This is a genomic window from Comamonas thiooxydans (genome assembly GCF_000964545.1).
GTDB lineage: Bacteria > Pseudomonadota > Gammaproteobacteria > Burkholderiales > Burkholderiaceae_C > Comamonas > Comamonas thiooxydans.
In genome coordinates this window covers 176,178-191,784 of sequence record NZ_BBVD01000010.1, presented here as the reverse complement: position 1 = coordinate 191,784, position 15,607 = coordinate 176,178, and the positions used below count along the sequence as shown (strand labels likewise).

At 58.7% G+C, this 15,607-nt stretch carries 16 protein-coding genes; 7 read left to right on the top strand and 9 right to left on the bottom strand.

Translation table 11 applies throughout. The features are described 5' to 3' along the window. Window positions 1–38 precede the first annotated feature (38 nt). Window positions 39–1,088 (top strand): porin, encoded by a 1,050-nt coding sequence (locus Cth01_RS17525; protein WP_045839932.1) that lies wholly within the window; start codon window positions 39–41, stop codon window positions 1,086–1,088. Window positions 1,089–1,209: 121 nt separating this feature from the next. On the opposite strand, the gene Cth01_RS17520 is transcribed toward Cth01_RS17525, so the two are convergent. The 3 genes from Cth01_RS17520 to Cth01_RS17510 form a co-directional block, all read right to left on the bottom strand. After that, complete coding sequence (locus tag Cth01_RS17520; protein ID WP_034353504.1) at window positions 1,210–2,178, bottom strand: tripartite tricarboxylate transporter substrate binding protein BugE; 969 nt, start codon at window positions 2,176–2,178, stop codon at window positions 1,210–1,212. 112 nt (window positions 2,179–2,290) lie between these two features. Then, window positions 2,291–3,553 carry a CaiB/BaiF CoA transferase family protein gene (locus Cth01_RS17515; protein ID WP_045839931.1) on the bottom strand — a complete coding sequence of 421 codons (1,263 nt, stop codon included), beginning with the start codon at window positions 3,551–3,553 and terminating at the stop codon, window positions 2,291–2,293. Window positions 3,554–3,795: 242 nt separating this feature from the next. Continuing rightward, window positions 3,796–4,989 carry an acyl-CoA dehydrogenase gene (locus Cth01_RS17510; RefSeq protein ID WP_012839439.1) on the bottom strand — a complete coding sequence of 398 codons (1,194 nt, stop codon included), beginning with the start codon at window positions 4,987–4,989 and terminating at the stop codon, window positions 3,796–3,798. A 197-nt stretch (window positions 4,990–5,186) separates the two neighbouring features. Between Cth01_RS17510 and Cth01_RS17505 the strand changes: the two genes are divergently transcribed. The 3 genes from Cth01_RS17505 to Cth01_RS17495 all read left to right on the top strand — a co-directional run bounded on the left by Cth01_RS17505 (window position 5,187) and on the right by Cth01_RS17495 (window position 7,798). Next, the gene (locus Cth01_RS17505; RefSeq protein ID WP_034391379.1) at window positions 5,187–6,152 is read left to right on the top strand and encodes a LysR family transcriptional regulator; all 966 of its coding nucleotides are present in this window, start codon (window positions 5,187–5,189) and stop codon (window positions 6,150–6,152) included. A 126-nt stretch (window positions 6,153–6,278) separates the two neighbouring features. Continuing rightward, window positions 6,279–6,950 (top strand): thiaminase II, encoded by a 672-nt coding sequence (gene tenA / locus Cth01_RS17500; RefSeq protein WP_045839930.1) that lies wholly within the window; start codon window positions 6,279–6,281, stop codon window positions 6,948–6,950. 377 nt (window positions 6,951–7,327) lie between these two features. Beyond that, a complete protein-coding gene (locus Cth01_RS17495; RefSeq protein WP_045839929.1) occupies window positions 7,328–7,798 on the top strand; it encodes a hypothetical protein in 471 nt (156 codons plus the stop codon). Window positions 7,799–7,807: 9 nt separating this feature from the next. Here Cth01_RS17495 and Cth01_RS17490 read toward each other — a convergent pair whose 3' ends face one another. Then, a complete protein-coding gene (locus Cth01_RS17490; protein WP_034353489.1) occupies window positions 7,808–8,752 on the bottom strand; it encodes a LysR family transcriptional regulator in 945 nt (314 codons plus the stop codon). Window positions 8,753–8,839: 87 nt separating this feature from the next. Here Cth01_RS17490 and Cth01_RS17485 point away from each other — a divergent pair, with 87 nt between their 5' ends. Next, a complete protein-coding gene (locus Cth01_RS17485; protein ID WP_139032080.1) occupies window positions 8,840–9,790 on the top strand; it encodes a DMT family transporter in 951 nt (316 codons plus the stop codon). A gap of 39 nt (window positions 9,791–9,829) precedes the next feature. Here Cth01_RS17485 and Cth01_RS17480 read toward each other — a convergent pair whose 3' ends face one another. Both Cth01_RS17480 and Cth01_RS17475 read right to left on the bottom strand, forming a co-directional pair. Next, window positions 9,830–10,570 carry an LrgB family protein gene (locus Cth01_RS17480; RefSeq protein WP_003069102.1) on the bottom strand — a complete coding sequence of 247 codons (741 nt, stop codon included), beginning with the start codon at window positions 10,568–10,570 and terminating at the stop codon, window positions 9,830–9,832. Next, window positions 10,567–10,956 (bottom strand): CidA/LrgA family protein, encoded by a 390-nt coding sequence (locus Cth01_RS17475; protein WP_045839928.1) that lies wholly within the window; start codon window positions 10,954–10,956, stop codon window positions 10,567–10,569. The genes Cth01_RS17480 and Cth01_RS17475 overlap by 4 nt, the downstream gene beginning before the upstream one ends. A 199-nt stretch (window positions 10,957–11,155) precedes the next feature. Between Cth01_RS17475 and Cth01_RS17470 the strand changes: the two genes are divergently transcribed. Continuing rightward, window positions 11,156–11,374, top strand: a complete 219-nt coding sequence (locus tag Cth01_RS17470) for a hypothetical protein (RefSeq protein WP_003069105.1) — start codon at window positions 11,156–11,158, stop codon at window positions 11,372–11,374. Between the two features lie 889 nt (window positions 11,375–12,263). Here the strand turns inward: Cth01_RS17470 and Cth01_RS17465 are convergent. From Cth01_RS17465 to Cth01_RS24145, 3 genes are all read right to left on the bottom strand, one after another. Further along, entirely contained in the window at window positions 12,264–12,596 is a 333-nt protein-coding gene (locus tag Cth01_RS17465; RefSeq protein WP_045839927.1) for a hypothetical protein, read from the bottom strand. Between the two features lie 30 nt (window positions 12,597–12,626). Further along, entirely contained in the window at window positions 12,627–13,367 is a 741-nt protein-coding gene (locus Cth01_RS24150) for a hypothetical protein (RefSeq protein ID WP_174447108.1), read from the bottom strand. A 76-nt stretch (window positions 13,368–13,443) separates the two neighbouring features. Beyond that, window positions 13,444–14,067 (bottom strand): hypothetical protein, encoded by a 624-nt coding sequence (locus Cth01_RS24145; protein ID WP_231905900.1) that lies wholly within the window; start codon window positions 14,065–14,067, stop codon window positions 13,444–13,446. 580 nt (window positions 14,068–14,647) lie between these two features. Here Cth01_RS24145 and Cth01_RS17445 point away from each other — a divergent pair. Further along, entirely contained in the window at window positions 14,648–15,415 is a 768-nt protein-coding gene (locus tag Cth01_RS17445) for a LuxR C-terminal-related transcriptional regulator (protein ID WP_045839985.1), read from the top strand. Window positions 15,416–15,607: the final 192 nt, after the last annotated feature.

Genomic DNA, 15,607 nt, shown 5'->3' with positions numbered 1-15,607 from the left:
GGTGGTTTGTCTCAAACTTTTTAGAGAGGAAACCATCCATGAAAGCGTTTGCCACTACCTTCACCACCATCGCCCTGGCTGTGGCCAGCCTGTCGGCTCAGGCCCAGAGTTCCGTGCAGCTCACCGGCACCATCGATAGCTATGCGGGCTCCATGAAGCTGGCAGGGCAAGAACGCGTGGCCTCGGTCGGCTCCGGCGGTCTGACCACTTCCTGGTGGGGTGTGAAAGGCGTGGAGGATCTGGGTGGCGGTCTCAAGGCCGACTTCAATATCACCAGCTTTTTTCGTGCCGATACCGGTACTCCTGGTCGCTTTGATGCCGACCCCTTTTTCTCGCGTGATGCCAATGTGGGTCTGGCTGGCAGCTTTGGTCGTGTGAGCCTGGGTCGTGGCATGGCACCGAACTTTCTGCCCACTGTGCTGACCAATCCGTTTGGCGACTCCTTCACAGTCTCGCCGCTGGTGCTGCATGCCAATATGACGACTGCGGCCTGGGGCGCGGACAGCCTGACCACGGCATCCAACACCGGCTGGAGCAATCAGATCCTGTATTCCACGCCCAGCTTCGGCGGTCTCAAGGCCAATGTGCATTACCAGTTCGGCGAGCAGAGCAGCAGTGGCAACAAGGGCAAGAAGAATGTGGGCCTGAACCTGATGTACTCGGGCGGCCCGCTGAGCCTGACCGCGTTCTACGAGCGTGCGCAGATCAGCAACCCGGTATCGCTGGCGGTGATGCCGACCAAGAGCAACTGGATGGTGGGCGGCAGCTACGACTTCAGCGTGGCCAAGCTCTATGCCACTTACGGCCAGGCCAAGATCAACGCCCAGGATCGTGAGAACACCACCTACTCGCTGGGTCTGGACATTCCAGTCAGCGGCACGCCTGGAACCTTCAAGGCTGCGGCGGCGCGTACCAAGTCGGAAGTGGGCAATGTCAGCGGCACACGCACCACCGTCAGCCTGGGCTACGACCATTTCCTGTCAAAGCGCACCGATGTCTATGCCGTGGCCATGTATGACCGCGTGAGCATGGACATTCCCAACAAGTCCGGCACCAGTGCCCTGGTGGGCATCCGTCACCGCTTCTGAGAACAGGTCTTGTGCTGCACCAGTTTCAGGCATGGGCACCTGGCTTGTGCATGAGGCAAGGCAAAGAAAAAGCCCTCGCCGGTATGTGCCGGCGAGGGCTTTTTTCATGCGCAGCAGACGCTTATTCGTCCATCTTCAGATTCTGCTTTTGCACCACGTTCTTGTAGACGGCCAGCTCTTCGGCCATCTGCTTGGCAAAGGCTTCGGGGGTGTCGGCCATGATGATGGAGCCGCTTTCCTCGATGCGCTTTTTCACGTTGGGGTCCTGCACGGCCTTGCGCACGGCGGCATTGATCTTGGCCACCACCTCCTTGGGCAGGTTCTTGGGGCCGACGATGCCGTAGTACGCCATGCGGTTGACCTGGGGCAGGCCGATTTCCTTGAAGGTCGGCACATCAGGCAGGGCGGCAACGCGCTGGGGGGCGGCGACGACCAGAGCCGTGAGGCGCTTTTCCTTCACAAAGGGCAGGGTGGAGGGCAGGTTGTCGAAAATCAGCGGCACCTGGCCGGCCACGGTGTCGTTGAGCGCAGGGCCGGAGCCACGGTAGGGCACGTGGGTCATCTCGGTCTTGGTTTCCAGCTTGAACATTTCCATCATCAGATGGGTGATGGAGCCCAGACCGGGCGAAGCGTAGGAGTACTTGGCAGGGTTGTTCTTGATCTCGGTCAGGAAGTTTTTGTAGTCCTTGCCGGCAAACTTGGGATTGGCCGCAATGATGTTGGGCGTGGCCGCAATGTTCACGATGGGCGTGAAGTCGGTGGCGACGTTGTAGGGAATCTTGGGGTTGATGGCCGGGTTGGTCGCCGTGGTGGACACGGTGGCAATGCCGAGGTTGTAGCCATCGGGCGCGGCGCGGGCGGTTTCGGAGGCACCGATGCTGCCGCCGCCGCCGCCCTTGTTTTCCACCACCACGGACTGGCCCAGTTCGCGGCTCAGCGGCTCGGCAATGATGCGGGCGATCAGGTCGGTCGTGCCGCCAGCAGCAAAGGGAACCAGCAGGCGGATGGGCTTGTTGGGATAGGCGCCTTGTGCCTGTGCAGCGCCGCAAAAAGCCATGGCAGCCAGAACGGTGGCTGTGAACTTGAACATCAATGTCTCCTTGGAAAGTGTGATTGGCAGTGCATCTCTGGTGGAATTGCCTGCGGTTTTCGGGGCTTGGGCCCTCTTTTGTTGTCAGGAGCTTGCTTTGGCCGTGAAGGCCTCAAACCACTCCTTGCTCATGCAACGCAGCAATGGCGTTGTCATCAAGTCCGAATTCGCGCAGCACCTCATCGGTGTGCTGGCCGAGGGCAGGTGGGGCGTTGCGGTAAGTCACCGGCGTGGCCGACAGACGTATGGGGTTGGCGACGGTGGCGATATGGCCAATGCCGTTACTGGCGTTTCTCGGCAAGCTTTTCTGAATGCCGCGTGCCTTGACCTGGGGGTCTTCAAAGGCCTGGGCAATGGTGTTGATGGGGCCGCATGGCACGGCTTTGTCTTCGAGCAGCGCAATCCAGTCCGCCGTGCTGCGCTGAAGCATCTGTGGCTTCATCAACTCCAGCAGTGCAGCACGGTTCTGTACACGGGCGGTATTGGTGGCAAAGCGTGCATCCAGGGCCCAGCCGTCCTGGCCGATGGCTGCGCAAAAGCGCGCGAACTGACCGTCATTGCCTATGGCCAGCAGCACATTGCCGTCCAATGTCGGAAAGTCCTGATACGGCGCCAGGCTGGGGTGGGTGTTGCCGGCGCGTCCCGGCGCCTGGCCGGTGGCCAGAAACCCTGCAGCCTGGTTGGCCAGCACGGCCATGCCCACGTCCAGCAGCGCCATATCGATGTACTGGCCCTGGTTGGTGCCGTTTCTCGCATTGTCGCGGGCGTTGAGTGCGGCCAGGATGGCATTGCTGGCATAGAGCCCCGTGAACACATCGATCACGGCCACGCCAACCTTGAGAGGGCCTCCGCCGGGTTCGCCATCTGCATGGCCGGTGATGCTCATCAGGCCGCACATGGCTTGCACCATGAGGTCATAGCCGGCGCGCTCGGCATAAGGGCCGTCCTGGCCGAAACCCGTGATGGAGCAGTACACCAGGCGCGGGTTCAGCGCCTTGAGGCTCTCATAGTCCAGACCGTATTGAGCGAGCCCTCCGGTCTTGAAGTTCTCCACCACCACATCGGCCTCTTGCGCCATGCGCTGCAGCAGTGCCCGGCCTTCGGGGTGGGCCATGTCCACGGTGAGGCTGCGCTTGTTGCGGTTGCAGGCCGTGAAGTAGCTGGCTTCGCGCGTGTCGTTGCCTGCATCGTCCTTGAGAAACGGAGGACCCCAGTGGCGCGTATCGTCGCCGGCAACCGGGCGCTCCACCTTGACCACGTCGGCCCCCAGATCGGCCAGCATCTGAGTGGCCCAGGGGCCCGCCAGCACGCGCGACAGATCCAGCACCTTGATGCCTGCCAGTGCGCCCGTGGAAGTGCTTGTCGATGCGTTCATGTCGGATGACCTCGTAAAGCGAAACAATGAAATAAATAGCTGCTTACGCTTTATTTGTCTGGGTTTTGAGATGAAAACTATCCAAAACACAGACAAATCAAGCGGTACCAGCTAACAAATGAATAGCGGTGGTTGGCATTGCCCCGAGGTAAGGGCAGCCAGCAAGAGCCGCCTCGCGGCGAAGCTGCCGTCCCCCTCCCGAAGAGAGAGGGGGAAGCGGCGTAGCCGCTCAGGGGGAGCTATCAGTTCGCAAACGCCGCAATGCCGGTCTGGGCGCGACCCAGAATCAGTGCATGCACATCGTGCGTGCCTTCGTAGGTGTTCACCACTTCCAGGTTCACCAGGTGGCGGGCCACACCGAACTCGTCGCTGATGCCGTTGCCGCCCAGCATGTCGCGCGCCATGCGGGCGATGTCCAGCGACTTGCCGCAGTTGTTGCGCTTGACCAGAGAGGTGATCTCGATCACGTTCTGGTGTTCGTCCTTCATGCGGCCCACGCGCAGTGCGGCTTGCAGGCCCAGCGTGATTTCGGTCTGCATATCGGCCAGCTTCTTCTGGATCAGCTGGTTGGCGGCCAGGGGACGGCCGAACTGCTTGCGGTCCAGCGTGTACTGGCGGGCGGTGTGCCAGCAGTCTTCTGCCGCACCCAGCGCACCCCAGGCAATGCCGAAGCGGGCGCTGTTCAGGCAGGTGAATGGGCCCTTGAGGCCGCGCACGTCGGGGAAGGCGTTTTCTTCGGGGCAGAACACATCGTCCATCACGATTTCACCAGTGATGGAGGCGCGCAGGCCCACCTTGCCGTGGATGGCGGGGGCGGACAAACCCTTCATGCCCTTTTCCAGCACAAAGCCGCGGATCTGGCCCACGGTGCCGTCCTCGGAGACTTCCTTGGCCCAGACCACGAACACGTCGGCCACGGGGCTGTTGGTGATCCACATCTTGTTGCCCTTGAGGCGATAGCCGCCGTCGACCTTGTAGGCGCGTGTGGCCATGGAGCCGGGGTCGGAGCCGTGGTCGGGCTCAGTCAGGCCGAAGCAGCCGATGAACTCGCCCGAAGCCAGCTTGGGCAGGTATTTCATCTTCTGCGCTTCGGTGCCGAACTCGTTGATGGGCACCATCACCAGCGACGATTGCACGGAGGCCATGGAACGATAGCCCGAATCAACACGCTCGATCTCGCGCGCCACCAGGCCGTAGCTCACATAGTTCAGACCCGCGCCACCGTATTGCGTGGGGATGGTGGGGCCCAGCAGGCCCAGCTCGCCCATCTCGCGGAAGATGCTGACGTCCACGGACTCGTTGCGGAACATGGCTTGCACGCGAGGCTTGAGCTTGTCCTGGCAGTACTCGCGCGCTGCGTCGCGGATCATGCGCTCGTCTTCGGTCAGTTGCTGGTCGAGTTGGAAGCAGTCGTCCCACTGGTAGCCATTGGCCATGTTCATCTCCTGAATGCAAGGTGTCGGATTGCAGGCGCATTTCCGCCTGAGTGCTTGCACACATATTAGGTTTGCAGAACAAGGGCTGGCAAACGATGAATAATCATCTATGGATGAGTAAAACGCATGTATAAAAGAATTATTCAGGGTTTCCCCGTTGTTTTTAGATTGATTGATGCGTTCTAAGCACAAGAGATATGCGCAGAGTTCTCCCTTCCACCCAGGCCCTGGCCTGCTTTGAATCGGCTGCCCGCCATGTCAGCTACACCAAGGCTGCGCAGGAGCTGTCGCTGACGCAAAGTGCCGTCTCGCGCCAGATCATTGCGCTGGAGGAGTTTGTGGGCGTGGCGCTGTTCAAGCGCACACGCCACGGCGTGCTGCTCACCGATGCGGGACTGCATTACGCCAAGCAGGTGGGACGCTGGCTGCAGGGGCTGGAGCGCGACACGCTGGATCTGATGAGCCATCAGGGCGAGGGCGGCCCCATCAATCTGGCGGCCGTGCCCACCTTTGCCACGCGCTGGCTGCTGCCGCGCCTGCCGCAACTGGCACAGCAGCACCCCGACATCACTGTGCATATCGATGTGCAGACCCGGCCTTTCCTGTTTGCCGACACGGTGTTCGATGCCGCTCTCTACGCGGGCACGCCCGAGCAGGTGGTCCGCTGGCCCGGCGTGCAGGCGCAGTGGCTGATGGACGAAGAGGTCGTGCCCGTGTGCAGCCCGCAACTGCTGGCCACGGCCCAGCAGCGTGATCCAGGCCGTGCCTGGCTGCCGGTCGGCCCCGAGGTGATTGCGCGCCTGCCGCTGCTGCAGCAAAGCACGCGTCCCCAGGGCTGGCGCCAGTGGTTCGACGCGATGCATGTCGATGCGCCGCGGGCGCTCGACGGCATGCGGCTCGAACTGTTTTCCATGCTGGCCGTGGCTGCCAGCCAGGGTCTAGGCGTAGCCCTGATCCCGCCCATGCTGATCGAGCAGGAGATTGCGCGCGGCGATCTCATCGTCGCCTGTCCCCAGCCGCTGCGCGGTAACCGCGCCTATTACCTGGTCACGCCCGAGCTGGCGGCCGAGGCACAACCGTCGCCAGCGCTACGCGTGTTCAGCCAGTGGTTGCAGCACAAGGCACAGGAGGCCGCAGGACGCAAGCCAGAGCGCCATCCTTGAAATACAGCTTTGACCGCATGGCCGCCGGGCTTTGGGCCTTCGATGCAGGTATCTAGGCAAGAATGATTGCTTGCCCGGCCAGTAAAGCGCTGGCTGCTATGAATTCTTGCAGTGGAGAGTCGAATCATGTCTTTCAGCCAAAGTCTGTGGAACGCCAACCAGGCACTGTTTCAAAGTACCCTGGAGCTGCCCTTCAACCAGGAGCTGGCTGCCGGCACGCTGAGCCGGGAGCGCTTTCGCCACTACATGATTCAGGATGCGCACTACCTCGTCGCCTATGGCCGCGCGCTGGCCGTGACGGCGGCGAAATCCGATAACGCCGAAGGCGTGGTGCAGTTTGCCAATGCCGCCAATGAGGCCGTGGTGGTGGAGCGCGCTCTGCATGGCGGCTTCATGCGTGACTTCGGCGTGACGCCCGAGCAGTTTGCAGCCACTCCGCTGACACCGGCCTGCCATCACTACACCAGCTATCTGCTGGCCACGGCATGGAGCGCCACTTACCCGGTGGCCGTGGCCGCGCTGCTGCCCTGCTTCTGGATCTATGCCGAGGTGGGGCGCGACATTCATGCGCGCTCGGCCAAGGACAATCCGTATCAGGCCTGGGTGGACACCTATGCCAGCGAGGAATTCCACGCGGCCGTGCGCGGCGTCTGCGCCACGGTGGATCGCCTGGCCGAGGAGGCCACCGAGGCCACGCGCGCGGCCATGCATGCGGCCTATAAGGATGCGGCCCGGCTGGAATGGATGTTCTGGGACAGTGCCTACCGCCTGGGAGACTGGCAAGGGCCGCTGCGCTGAGTGACTGAGTTTTAGTGCATGAACGGGGTGCTGATTAAAAAATAATCAGCACCCCATTTTTTCTAATGTGACAAGGGGTTAAGTCGCTTATTCAAGTGCTTGCTCCGGCTTGTCCACAAGCTTGTAGTGATTTAGTGGGGAAAACTGGGCTACAGCCCAATTTTGGTAGGCGTGAGCTGCTATGAAATGCGGAGTTTGTAGGCTTTAAGAGCCGTATAGTGTGATTTGCTTAAAAATCAAGCAGATATTGAAAAGTCTTTGCAGAACAATGGCTTGATGCGCTTATCCCGCTGAGTGGCGGGATTTGTCCACAAGCTTGTAGCGGGCGAATGGGGATATCCCGATACGATGCCCGGTAAACATCGAGGGAGAGGGAATTGAAGAAGTCGACATACCGGGCCATTGTTCTTGCCTCCTCGGCAATTCCTTTGGCGGGCCTGTGCCTGGACGCCTTTTTCCCGCTGATCCCCGCGAGTCTGAAGTCGGTGCATGACAGCATGGTGCAATTCGGCGGCATCAAGCGCTATCCGCCCGGAGTATTGCTGGCCATGGCGGTGGTGGTTGTGACTACGCTGGCTTCTTTTTACGGGCAACTGCGCTTCAGGAGCTGGGCGCCGAGTCTGGCTGTGAGCTCGACGCTAGCCGGCTTGCTGTTGTCCTGTTTTACCGGCCCTGTCTTGCAATCGGGTCTGGGCAGCGCTGCCGCCGATGCGGGCGGCATGTTGAGCGGGATTGCGCTGATCCTGCCCTATGCCAGCGCTGAAGTGCGCGCTCTTTTCTGGCCACAGGCCGCCGCAGCGACTGTCGATGCGGCTGGCCTTCAGGCTGCTGCGATTGGGCCAGTTTGAGTCATGGGTTTAATGCTTTCCGGCATCGACTAGGTGATCAATCAGCGCCCGCACCTTGAGCGGCAGGTGGCGCGAGGGCATATACAGTGCATAGGCGGTGCGCGGCGCGTAATTGCCCGTCAGCTGCCAGTCGGGCAGCACCTGCACCAGCGCACCGCTGCTCAGCACGGCCTGGGCCGCAAAGTCTGCCACCAGGCCTATGCCCTGATGCTGCAATGCCAAGTTAATGATGCCGGTGCTGCTGTCCATGGACAAAGGAGAGTGAACGGCGACTTCGGTCACGACAGCCTCTGGGCTGCGAATTGGGCCGTGCACCCATTGCAGCCGACTCTGAAAGTCGCCATAGCCCAGCGTGATGCATGCCACGCCATGCTCGCGTCCCAGCTCCTGTGGATGCTCGGGCGGCTTGATCAGACCCCTGAGGTAGGCCGGCGAGGCCACGGCGATGTAGCGCACCTGGCGCAGCTCGCGCGCCACCATATGCGGTGGTAACTGTTCGGGCCGGGTCAGGCGGATGGCCAGATCCAGACCTTGCTGCGCCAGATCCTGCATCTGGTCGCTGAGGCTGACGGCGACCTCAAGCTCGGGCCATTGGCGGCGCAGCGCAGGCAGCTGTGCACTGAGCCAGATTTCCCCAAAGATGGTTGGAGCCGTCAGTCGCACCGTGCCGCGCGGCACGCCGCTGTAATGGCCGGCAATGGCGTGGATATCGCTGGCCGTCTGTGCCAGCTGGCTGCAGGCTGCATAGACCTCGGCTCCGAGCTCGGTCAGGGACAGCGAGCGGGTCGTGCGATGCAGCAGCTGCACGCCCCAATGGGCTTCGAGCCGGCCCACGCTACGGCTGACGGCCGAGGTGGTCAGATCCAGTTGCCGCGCGGCGGCGGCAAAGCTGCGCAGCTCTACCACCTTGGCGAAAACCAGCATTTCAGGAAGCAGGCCGGGCTCTGTGCTCATGGTTCAGCTTGATTGTTGATCTGTGGGTAATAGTAAGTGGAATAGCGCTGTATTGATGCTTGGAGGTGATTGAGGGACCATGCCATCATGACTTCCCAGACATCTTCCTCTTTGCAAGTGCTGGCTTCCAAGCCGGCTTTGGCCGCCACCTCGCCGCCCAATGCAGCAGCCGGCGGTAGCTGGCGCATGGTGCTGGCCATGGCGCTTTCCGGAACCATCGGCCTGCTGGTGGTGGAGAGCGGCCTGCCCGTGCTGTGGGTGGTGTGGTTGCGTTGCCTGCTCGGCGGACTCGGGCTGGCAGCCTGGGTGCTTTGGTCGGGCCAGTGGTCCAGGCCGACCTGGCGCGAGAGCGGCTGGCTGCTGCTGGGGGCTGCGGCGCTCATCGTCAATTGGCTGTGCCTGTTTCGTGCCTATGAATACAGCGGCATTGCCATTGCCACGGTGGTCTATCACGTACAGCCCTTCCTGCTGTTGCTGCTGGCGGCTCTGCTGCAGGGCGAGCCTCTGCCGCTCAATCGGCTGTCCTGGCTGGTATTGGCGCTGGTAGGCGTGGGCTTGAGCAGCGGCCTGGTCGGGCTGACTGACCAGCAGGCGTCGCAAGGGCAATCCTTGGGCATTGTGCTGGCACTGCTGGCAGCCAGTCTTTATGCCCTGGCCACCTTGGCCACCCAGCGGCTCAGGCGGCTTGCGCCGGCGCAGATAGCCATGCTGCAGATGCTGCTTGGTGCACTGAGCTTGCTGCCCTGGGTGTGGGAGCTGCGCGCCCAGGCACTCTTCAGTCCCAAGGTCTGGGCTGCGGTGCTGGTGCTGGGCCTGGTGCACACGGCCTGGATGTACACACTGATGTACACGGCATTTCAAAGACTGCAGGCGCAGGCGATCGCCGGCTTGTCCTTTATCTACCCCGTCATGGCTTTGCTGGTGGATCTGCTCTGGTTTGGTGCCAAGCCGCAGCCGGCGCAGTGGCTGGGGATGGCGCTGATTCTGGGGGCGCTTGCAGCTTACCGGCGTAGCGAGCGCAAGCCTAATCAAAAATAGCTGCCAGCGGTTATGCATCAAGCGCCAGCAGCTATTGTTTTAAATCCAGGGGGTAATGGCCAGCACCAGTGGCATCAGCACAGCCGTGGCCACGCCGTTCAAACCCATGGCCAGAGCGGAGAACGCAGCGGCCGTGGGGTTGAGCTGAATGGCGCGTGCCGTGCCAATCGCATGGGCCGTAAGTCCGATGGCAAAGCCTTGAACCGCTGGATCCTTGAGACGCAGGACGCGGCACAGCAGCGGTGCCATCATGGTGCCGCTGATGCCGGTAATGGCCACGGCCACGGCGGCCAGCGAAGGTGTCCCTCCAAAACGCTCGGCCATGGGCAGGGCGATGGGAATGGTGGCCGACTTGGGGGCCACGGCGATCAGCGTAGCTTGCGAGCCGCCAAAGGCCCAGGCAATGCCCAGCGCCGAAAACAGAGCGACCAGACAGCCCACCAGCAGCGCCACGCTGATGGGCAACCACAACTGACGGATGCGCTCGCGCTGGGCGTAGAGCGGGATGGCCAGTGCCACGGTGGCCGGGCCTATCATCAGACCCAGCAGGGATACGCCGCTGCGATAGGTTTCATAAGGCGTGCCTGTGAGCAACAGAATCGCGACGATGACGACCACGCCGGTAAACACCGGAATCAGCATGGGGCGGTTGCCGCTTTTCCTGTAGATGGCCATGGCCGCTAGATAGACCAGCATGGTCAGCACCAGCCAGGGCAGGGGCGAGCCTTGGGCCAGGCTCAGCCAGGCGGTGTGCAGGCGTTCAAGCAGGGGTGTGCTCATGCGCTGGGCTCCTGCTTTGCTGCGGACTCGTCATCCAGCTTGCGAGTGCGTTGGCGCTGCAGGCAGAAGCGGAAGGTGAGGGCGGTTGCGGTGAATGTGATGGCAGCTCCGGCAATGCAGGCCAGCACAAACGGCAGCCATTCCCGGCGCAGGTGGTCGAATTCCAGCATCACGCCTGCAATGACGGGGATGAAAAGCAGCATCATGTTCTGCAACAGAACCTGAGCAGTATCTTCCAGTGTCTTGGGTAGGCGTTTGTAAAACAGAAGGCCCAGCAGCAAAAGCAGGATGCCGATCAGCGCGCCGGGCAGGGGCAGGCCCGTGACGCGGGCCAGGAACTCCCCCAATAGCTGAAAGGCGAAAAGTACAGCAAGCGCATACAGCATAAAGGTGGTCAGCTCCTGAATAATGAGTTGGCAGCCTGTTGTCAGGCTGCCAGGTCTGTGAGGGTGGGGTATGGCTTGGGTGAATAAAGGTAAAGCAGGCGGGTAACTATTGCGTGTCGCGGATGACAGGTTTATCTTGGCTCTCAGGCGCTTCGGAGCCGAAGCGGCCAGTCATCGCACGAGCTTAGGAGAAGTCACCATGCAAACCGCAGTCTATCGCGCACCTGTGTATGAACCTACGGTCGATGAATTGGAAACGCTCAAGAAGCTGGAGCTGGGCGAGGATGTCTCTCTGTGGTCGGCCGCCAAGGAGTATCTCTCCAAGCGCCTGCTGGAGCGGGGGCTGGTGGAGCAGGATGCAGAAAAGCACTGGCATATCACCGAGTCGGGGCGTATGGTGATTCGGCGCCAGCTCTGAATGGGGCAAAGGGTTAACCCTTGTATTGCAATTGCCTGATTTGGAGGCAACCTACCTTTCAGCCCGCAAGTACAAGGGCTTGTGTGCTGTTATCACCAGGATTTCACTGAATATCCACAGTCATGTCCACATGATCTGTGGAAAAAAAGCGCTGTCATGGACAGCGCTTTTTTGTGGCTTGACTCAAGCCTGGGTTGCTCTGATTGACAGCAATGGATCTCGTTGACAGTACAAGTGCAGCGGTGTTCAAAAGGCATTTTTCAGAGAGAAATGCCCCTGGTGACCTGCTATGTGCCATAGGCTTGAAGCGAATGGATGTTTGCCAGATGGACGATGCTGTCAGTGCCTGGCATGGCATTGCAAGGCATGGATCCGCACCAGATTGCGCAAAGTTATGCACAGTGGCGGTGCAACTTCGAAAAGATGAGCGGGCAAGAGAGATCCTGCCTTATTCCGGCAAGGGAAAGGCATGGGGCTGTGGCGTAATTGATGCGCCGGCTTTTCGCGTGGAGAACGGAAGGCTGGATGGCAGTGAAGCAGCCTTCTCGGCTTGGGTATGTAGTGCCGGATTGGACCGGAGCACCCTGCTGCGGGGATTTCAACTCCCTCCACTCACCCTGGAGGGATGCGGATTGTATTCGAAATTCAGGCGCAAAAATTTGTCGTGGCGTTCCTTTGGCAAAAAAACGCGTTGCGCCCATGATGTCGACATGGGGTCGAGGCTGGATCGATTTGTCTGCAGGTACTTCGCTTGAAGTCGTTATCAGTGTTGAGTGGCTGCATATTTGCAGAGCACAAATCAACAAGGGCGGGTTGAAGCCCGCCCTTGTTAGGTGAGTTGCTGTCAGCACCAAAGGAGTGCTGCCGTCCTGTTATGCCTTTGACCAGTCTATTCGCTTGTAGGCACGAAGAACAGGTACTCACCTGGCCCCATCTGCGGGGTAATCACATAGCCTTCGCACTGCCTGTCCTTGCATTTCACAGGGATAGCGCGGGGCCATATCGTTGCTGCAGTCGGATAGCCAGGCAGGTACTGCGGCACATGCCAGACGCCATAGTCGCCCACCGGCTCTGCTTGCTGCGAGCCTACTGCACCTTGCTCGCCACTTCCGAAGATCTGGCGTTGAATGCTCAACGGTTCATTGATGGCCCTGGAGTCGGGTGCAGCCAAAGACGAAGCGCAACACAGTGCAATCGCTAAAAGAGCTAGAGTCTTGCCCATAGCGGCCTCCTAGATTAGGAATCACGCCCACTAATTGTCGTACAGCTGTGCTGTACGTGGGTCATCCATCACAGATGTTACAAGCGAGGGGCGAGTGACTTCAGGTGTCAAACTTGACTGAACCTCTGTGGGAGCTGAAGCGGGAGTGGGGCTACCTTGTGCCGAAGCATCCGGCCCGTAGTTGTTCCGGCGCTCATCTGCAGTCATGGATTGCGGGCATTTCGAACCCGTGATCTCCAGTGCCACGCGAGCGGCGGGATCCATGCAGTCCATTGCCAGCGAGGCTGCCTTCATGCCCTTGTTCCAGAGCTCACGGCTCATTTTCAGGCGTTTGCAATGCTCGTCCGTCCAGGTTGTGCCGAAGCTCACGCCAAAGCCAGGGCCGTTGGCACTGCCGCTGCTGCTGCCCATGCAGGTGTCATTGCTGGTCGTGAGATTGGGGCCGTTCACGCTGGGAACGTTCTTCATGGTGTAAGTACCTGTGTACTCCACAATATTCTTGGACGTCCCGGACACAGTGCTGTTCAGGTTCTGGGTGGTCGTGCCGTTCGTTGTGATGTTTTGATCGGAGGTTGAAGTGGATCTGCTGTCCATCGTGGATACAGATCGACTTTCCGCCGGGGCAACGACCGGATTGACAATGGTGACCGACTGATTCTGTTGCGCCCCCACGGAAGAGGAGCTAGAGGAGCTTTGCGCGCTGCTGTCGGCACTTTGCGCATAACTGCACAAAGGAACGCAAAGACTTAACAGAGCTATTGAGAATTTCATGCTTTGCTCCTACGTTGCCCGAGCCCGGCCAGGCAGCCAGACCCGGGACAAACACAACTATCTTGGGACAGCTGCCTTAGTTGGCATTGGCAGTAGAGCCTGCACCAGCAGTACCGGAGGTGCCACCACCGTTGGAGAAGTAGCCGGCGTTACCCCAGGAGCCGGCATTCTGATGGACGGTACCCACAGAGCCTGCGTTCGATGTGGTATTGGTCAGCGAGCCCCAAGGTGAGGAAACGGCTCCCGATGTGGCGTTGTAGCCAGAGGTGGTGCCAGCATTGTTGTTGATGTAAGCCAAGCCGCCGCCAGGGCCGGCGCCAGTTGCAGCAACATTCGCGGTCTGAGAAGAGGCGCCGCCGAAGGCCGTGCCACTGACGGGTCCTGCGTTATAGCCGGCAGCAGCAGTCGAGCCCGCATTGGCATTGGTAGCCGCTACGCCGCCTGCAACACCGTTGCCGGTGGTTGCGGAAAGGCTCTTCACATTACCGAAAGTAGTTGCGCTACCGCCGACAGCTGCCCCACCGATGCCAAAACCGCCTGCGCCGATAGCGCCGCCAGCAGCGTTTGCATTCGACGTTGCACCGGAGGTTGCACTATTCATGCTCAGCGCACTTCCGTTGCCCGAGCTGGCCGCACCCGACAGCGTGGCAGACGATGCGCTCGACGTCGTGTTTGTGGCTGCAATGCTTGAGCTGCTCACAGCAGCAGATGCAACACCAGCCAACGCAATAACCGCCATGGCAATCAGAGACTTTTTCATGATCATTCCTTTGAATAGCGAGTTCCCAGACAACTGAGAGTGTGTGAGCGAGAGACCGATGCTGGTTCGCAAAGGCCAGTGTTAACCGTCAACAAGTTCTGGAGTGCTTTGTTACGTTCCAAAACTGCTTTCGGTGAGGGCAGTTTCAGAAAACGACGGAGAAACAGTAATACCCCATTCAAAGATATTTTCTGAAGAATTTAAAATGATGAAAAAAATGATTGATTTGTTGTGGATTGTGGATGATGTGCTATTGAAAGAATAGTGCTTGTTGGAAAATTCTTACAATGCTAAAAAATGTAATCTATATTTCTTTTTATTTTATATGCCCATTGTTTCAAAAATAAAGGGTTTACATCTATTTTTGTGATGAGATTAAGTTAATACCTTGTATTCAAGTATTAATTTGTAAAAATTTAAACCTTATTTTTCTTTATTTGTTTTTTGTGGATTTTCAATGGGAGGAATTCTATTTTTTCGCGAGATTCCCAAGAAATCGACTCATCAAATGGAGTGTCACATGTATCTATCCGACGCATTTATGAGCTCACGGTTTGATGATGCAGGCAGTGCAGAAGTCACATCTACTGTCTTTGGGCGCATGTGGCCGTCCGACATGAAGGGTCAGCAGAACCAGCCTGTGCGAGTCTTTCTGGTTGACGAAGACAGCCATGTCAGGAATGTGATCTCGCAGGAGCTCATGCGTGACCCGCGCACTCTTCTGGTAGGGCAGGCCTCCAGTTACAGAGATGCTCGTAAGAACATCTTTTTGCAAGAGTTCGATGTGCTCCTCATTGACCTGTCTCTTGGTGAAGGCCAAGGAACCGAGTTGCTGGAATCGATCCAGCTAAAGAGGCCTGACGTGCTGAGCATTGCAATTTCTGCAAGTGAAAACGACGACGCGGCCATGAATGCTCTTAAAAGAGGCGCTGTTGGGTACCTAGTGAAGAACTCATGGTTTGGAAGCTACTCGCAAGCTGTGCTGGAAGTTGCGAATGGTGGAGCCGCTATATCTCCAGTAGTGGCGAAGAAAATCATTCCAAAAATATTCAAGGCCAATTTTCATGAGGAAAGTATCTTCAAACACAAGAGCTTTGAGTCTCTGACTGAAAGAGAAGTGGAAATATTGAAATTGATAGCCCAAGGAAAAAGCTCTCTCGAGGTTGCGTCCTACTTGCAAATAAGCCCTTTGACTGTGTCAACGCATATAAAAAATATTTACGGAAAAATGCAAGTAAGAACCAGGGCGCAAGCCGTCAGATGTGCAATATTGATGGGAATTATTTGAATACTGTTGTTAAGTGTGTTCTAGGTCTTAAATGTAAAAATACTCTGTCTGAAATCTCATATTGAAATGATATTTGAGTCTGAAATATTTTTTGCAGGTTTCTTGATAGAGAAATTTCTTTCATGAGGTGGAAGGAGCTTTTACCTGGTCACTTTCAAGCATGTGGTCCTTGTTGGACAAAGCTTGCGTGCT

Bases quoted from the DNA above. Each gene is read 5' to 3' on its own strand.
- Cth01_RS17525 (WP_045839932.1), top strand. From the start codon at position 39: ATGAAAGCGTTTGCCACTACCTTCACCACCATCGCCCTGGCTGTGGCC.
- Cth01_RS17520 (WP_034353504.1), bottom strand. From the start codon at position 2,178: ATGTTCAAGTTCACAGCCACCGTTCTGGCTGCCATGGCTTTTTGCGGC.
- Cth01_RS17515 (WP_045839931.1), bottom strand. From the start codon at position 3,553: ATGAACGCATCGACAAGCACTTCCACGGGCGCACTGGCAGGCATCAAG.
- Cth01_RS17510 (WP_012839439.1), bottom strand. From the start codon at position 4,989: ATGGCCAATGGCTACCAGTGGGACGACTGCTTCCAACTCGACCAGCAA.
- Cth01_RS17505 (WP_034391379.1), top strand. From the start codon at position 5,187: ATGCGCAGAGTTCTCCCTTCCACCCAGGCCCTGGCCTGCTTTGAATCG.
- tenA (WP_045839930.1), top strand. From the start codon at position 6,279: ATGTCTTTCAGCCAAAGTCTGTGGAACGCCAACCAGGCACTGTTTCAA.
- Cth01_RS17490 (WP_034353489.1), bottom strand. From the start codon at position 8,752: ATGAGCACAGAGCCCGGCCTGCTTCCTGAAATGCTGGTTTTCGCCAAG.
- Cth01_RS17485 (WP_139032080.1), top strand. From the start codon at position 8,840: ATGACTTCCCAGACATCTTCCTCTTTGCAAGTGCTGGCTTCCAAGCCG.
- Cth01_RS17480 (WP_003069102.1), bottom strand. From the start codon at position 10,570: ATGAGCACACCCCTGCTTGAACGCCTGCACACCGCCTGGCTGAGCCTG.
- Cth01_RS17475 (WP_045839928.1), bottom strand. From the start codon at position 10,956: ATGCTGTATGCGCTTGCTGTACTTTTCGCCTTTCAGCTATTGGGGGAG.
- Cth01_RS17470 (WP_003069105.1), top strand. From the start codon at position 11,156: ATGCAAACCGCAGTCTATCGCGCACCTGTGTATGAACCTACGGTCGAT.
- Cth01_RS17465 (WP_045839927.1), bottom strand. From the start codon at position 12,596: ATGGGCAAGACTCTAGCTCTTTTAGCGATTGCACTGTGTTGCGCTTCG.
- Cth01_RS24150 (WP_174447108.1), bottom strand. From the start codon at position 13,367: ATGAAATTCTCAATAGCTCTGTTAAGTCTTTGCGTTCCTTTGTGCAGT.
- Cth01_RS17445 (WP_045839985.1), top strand. From the start codon at position 14,648: ATGTATCTATCCGACGCATTTATGAGCTCACGGTTTGATGATGCAGGC.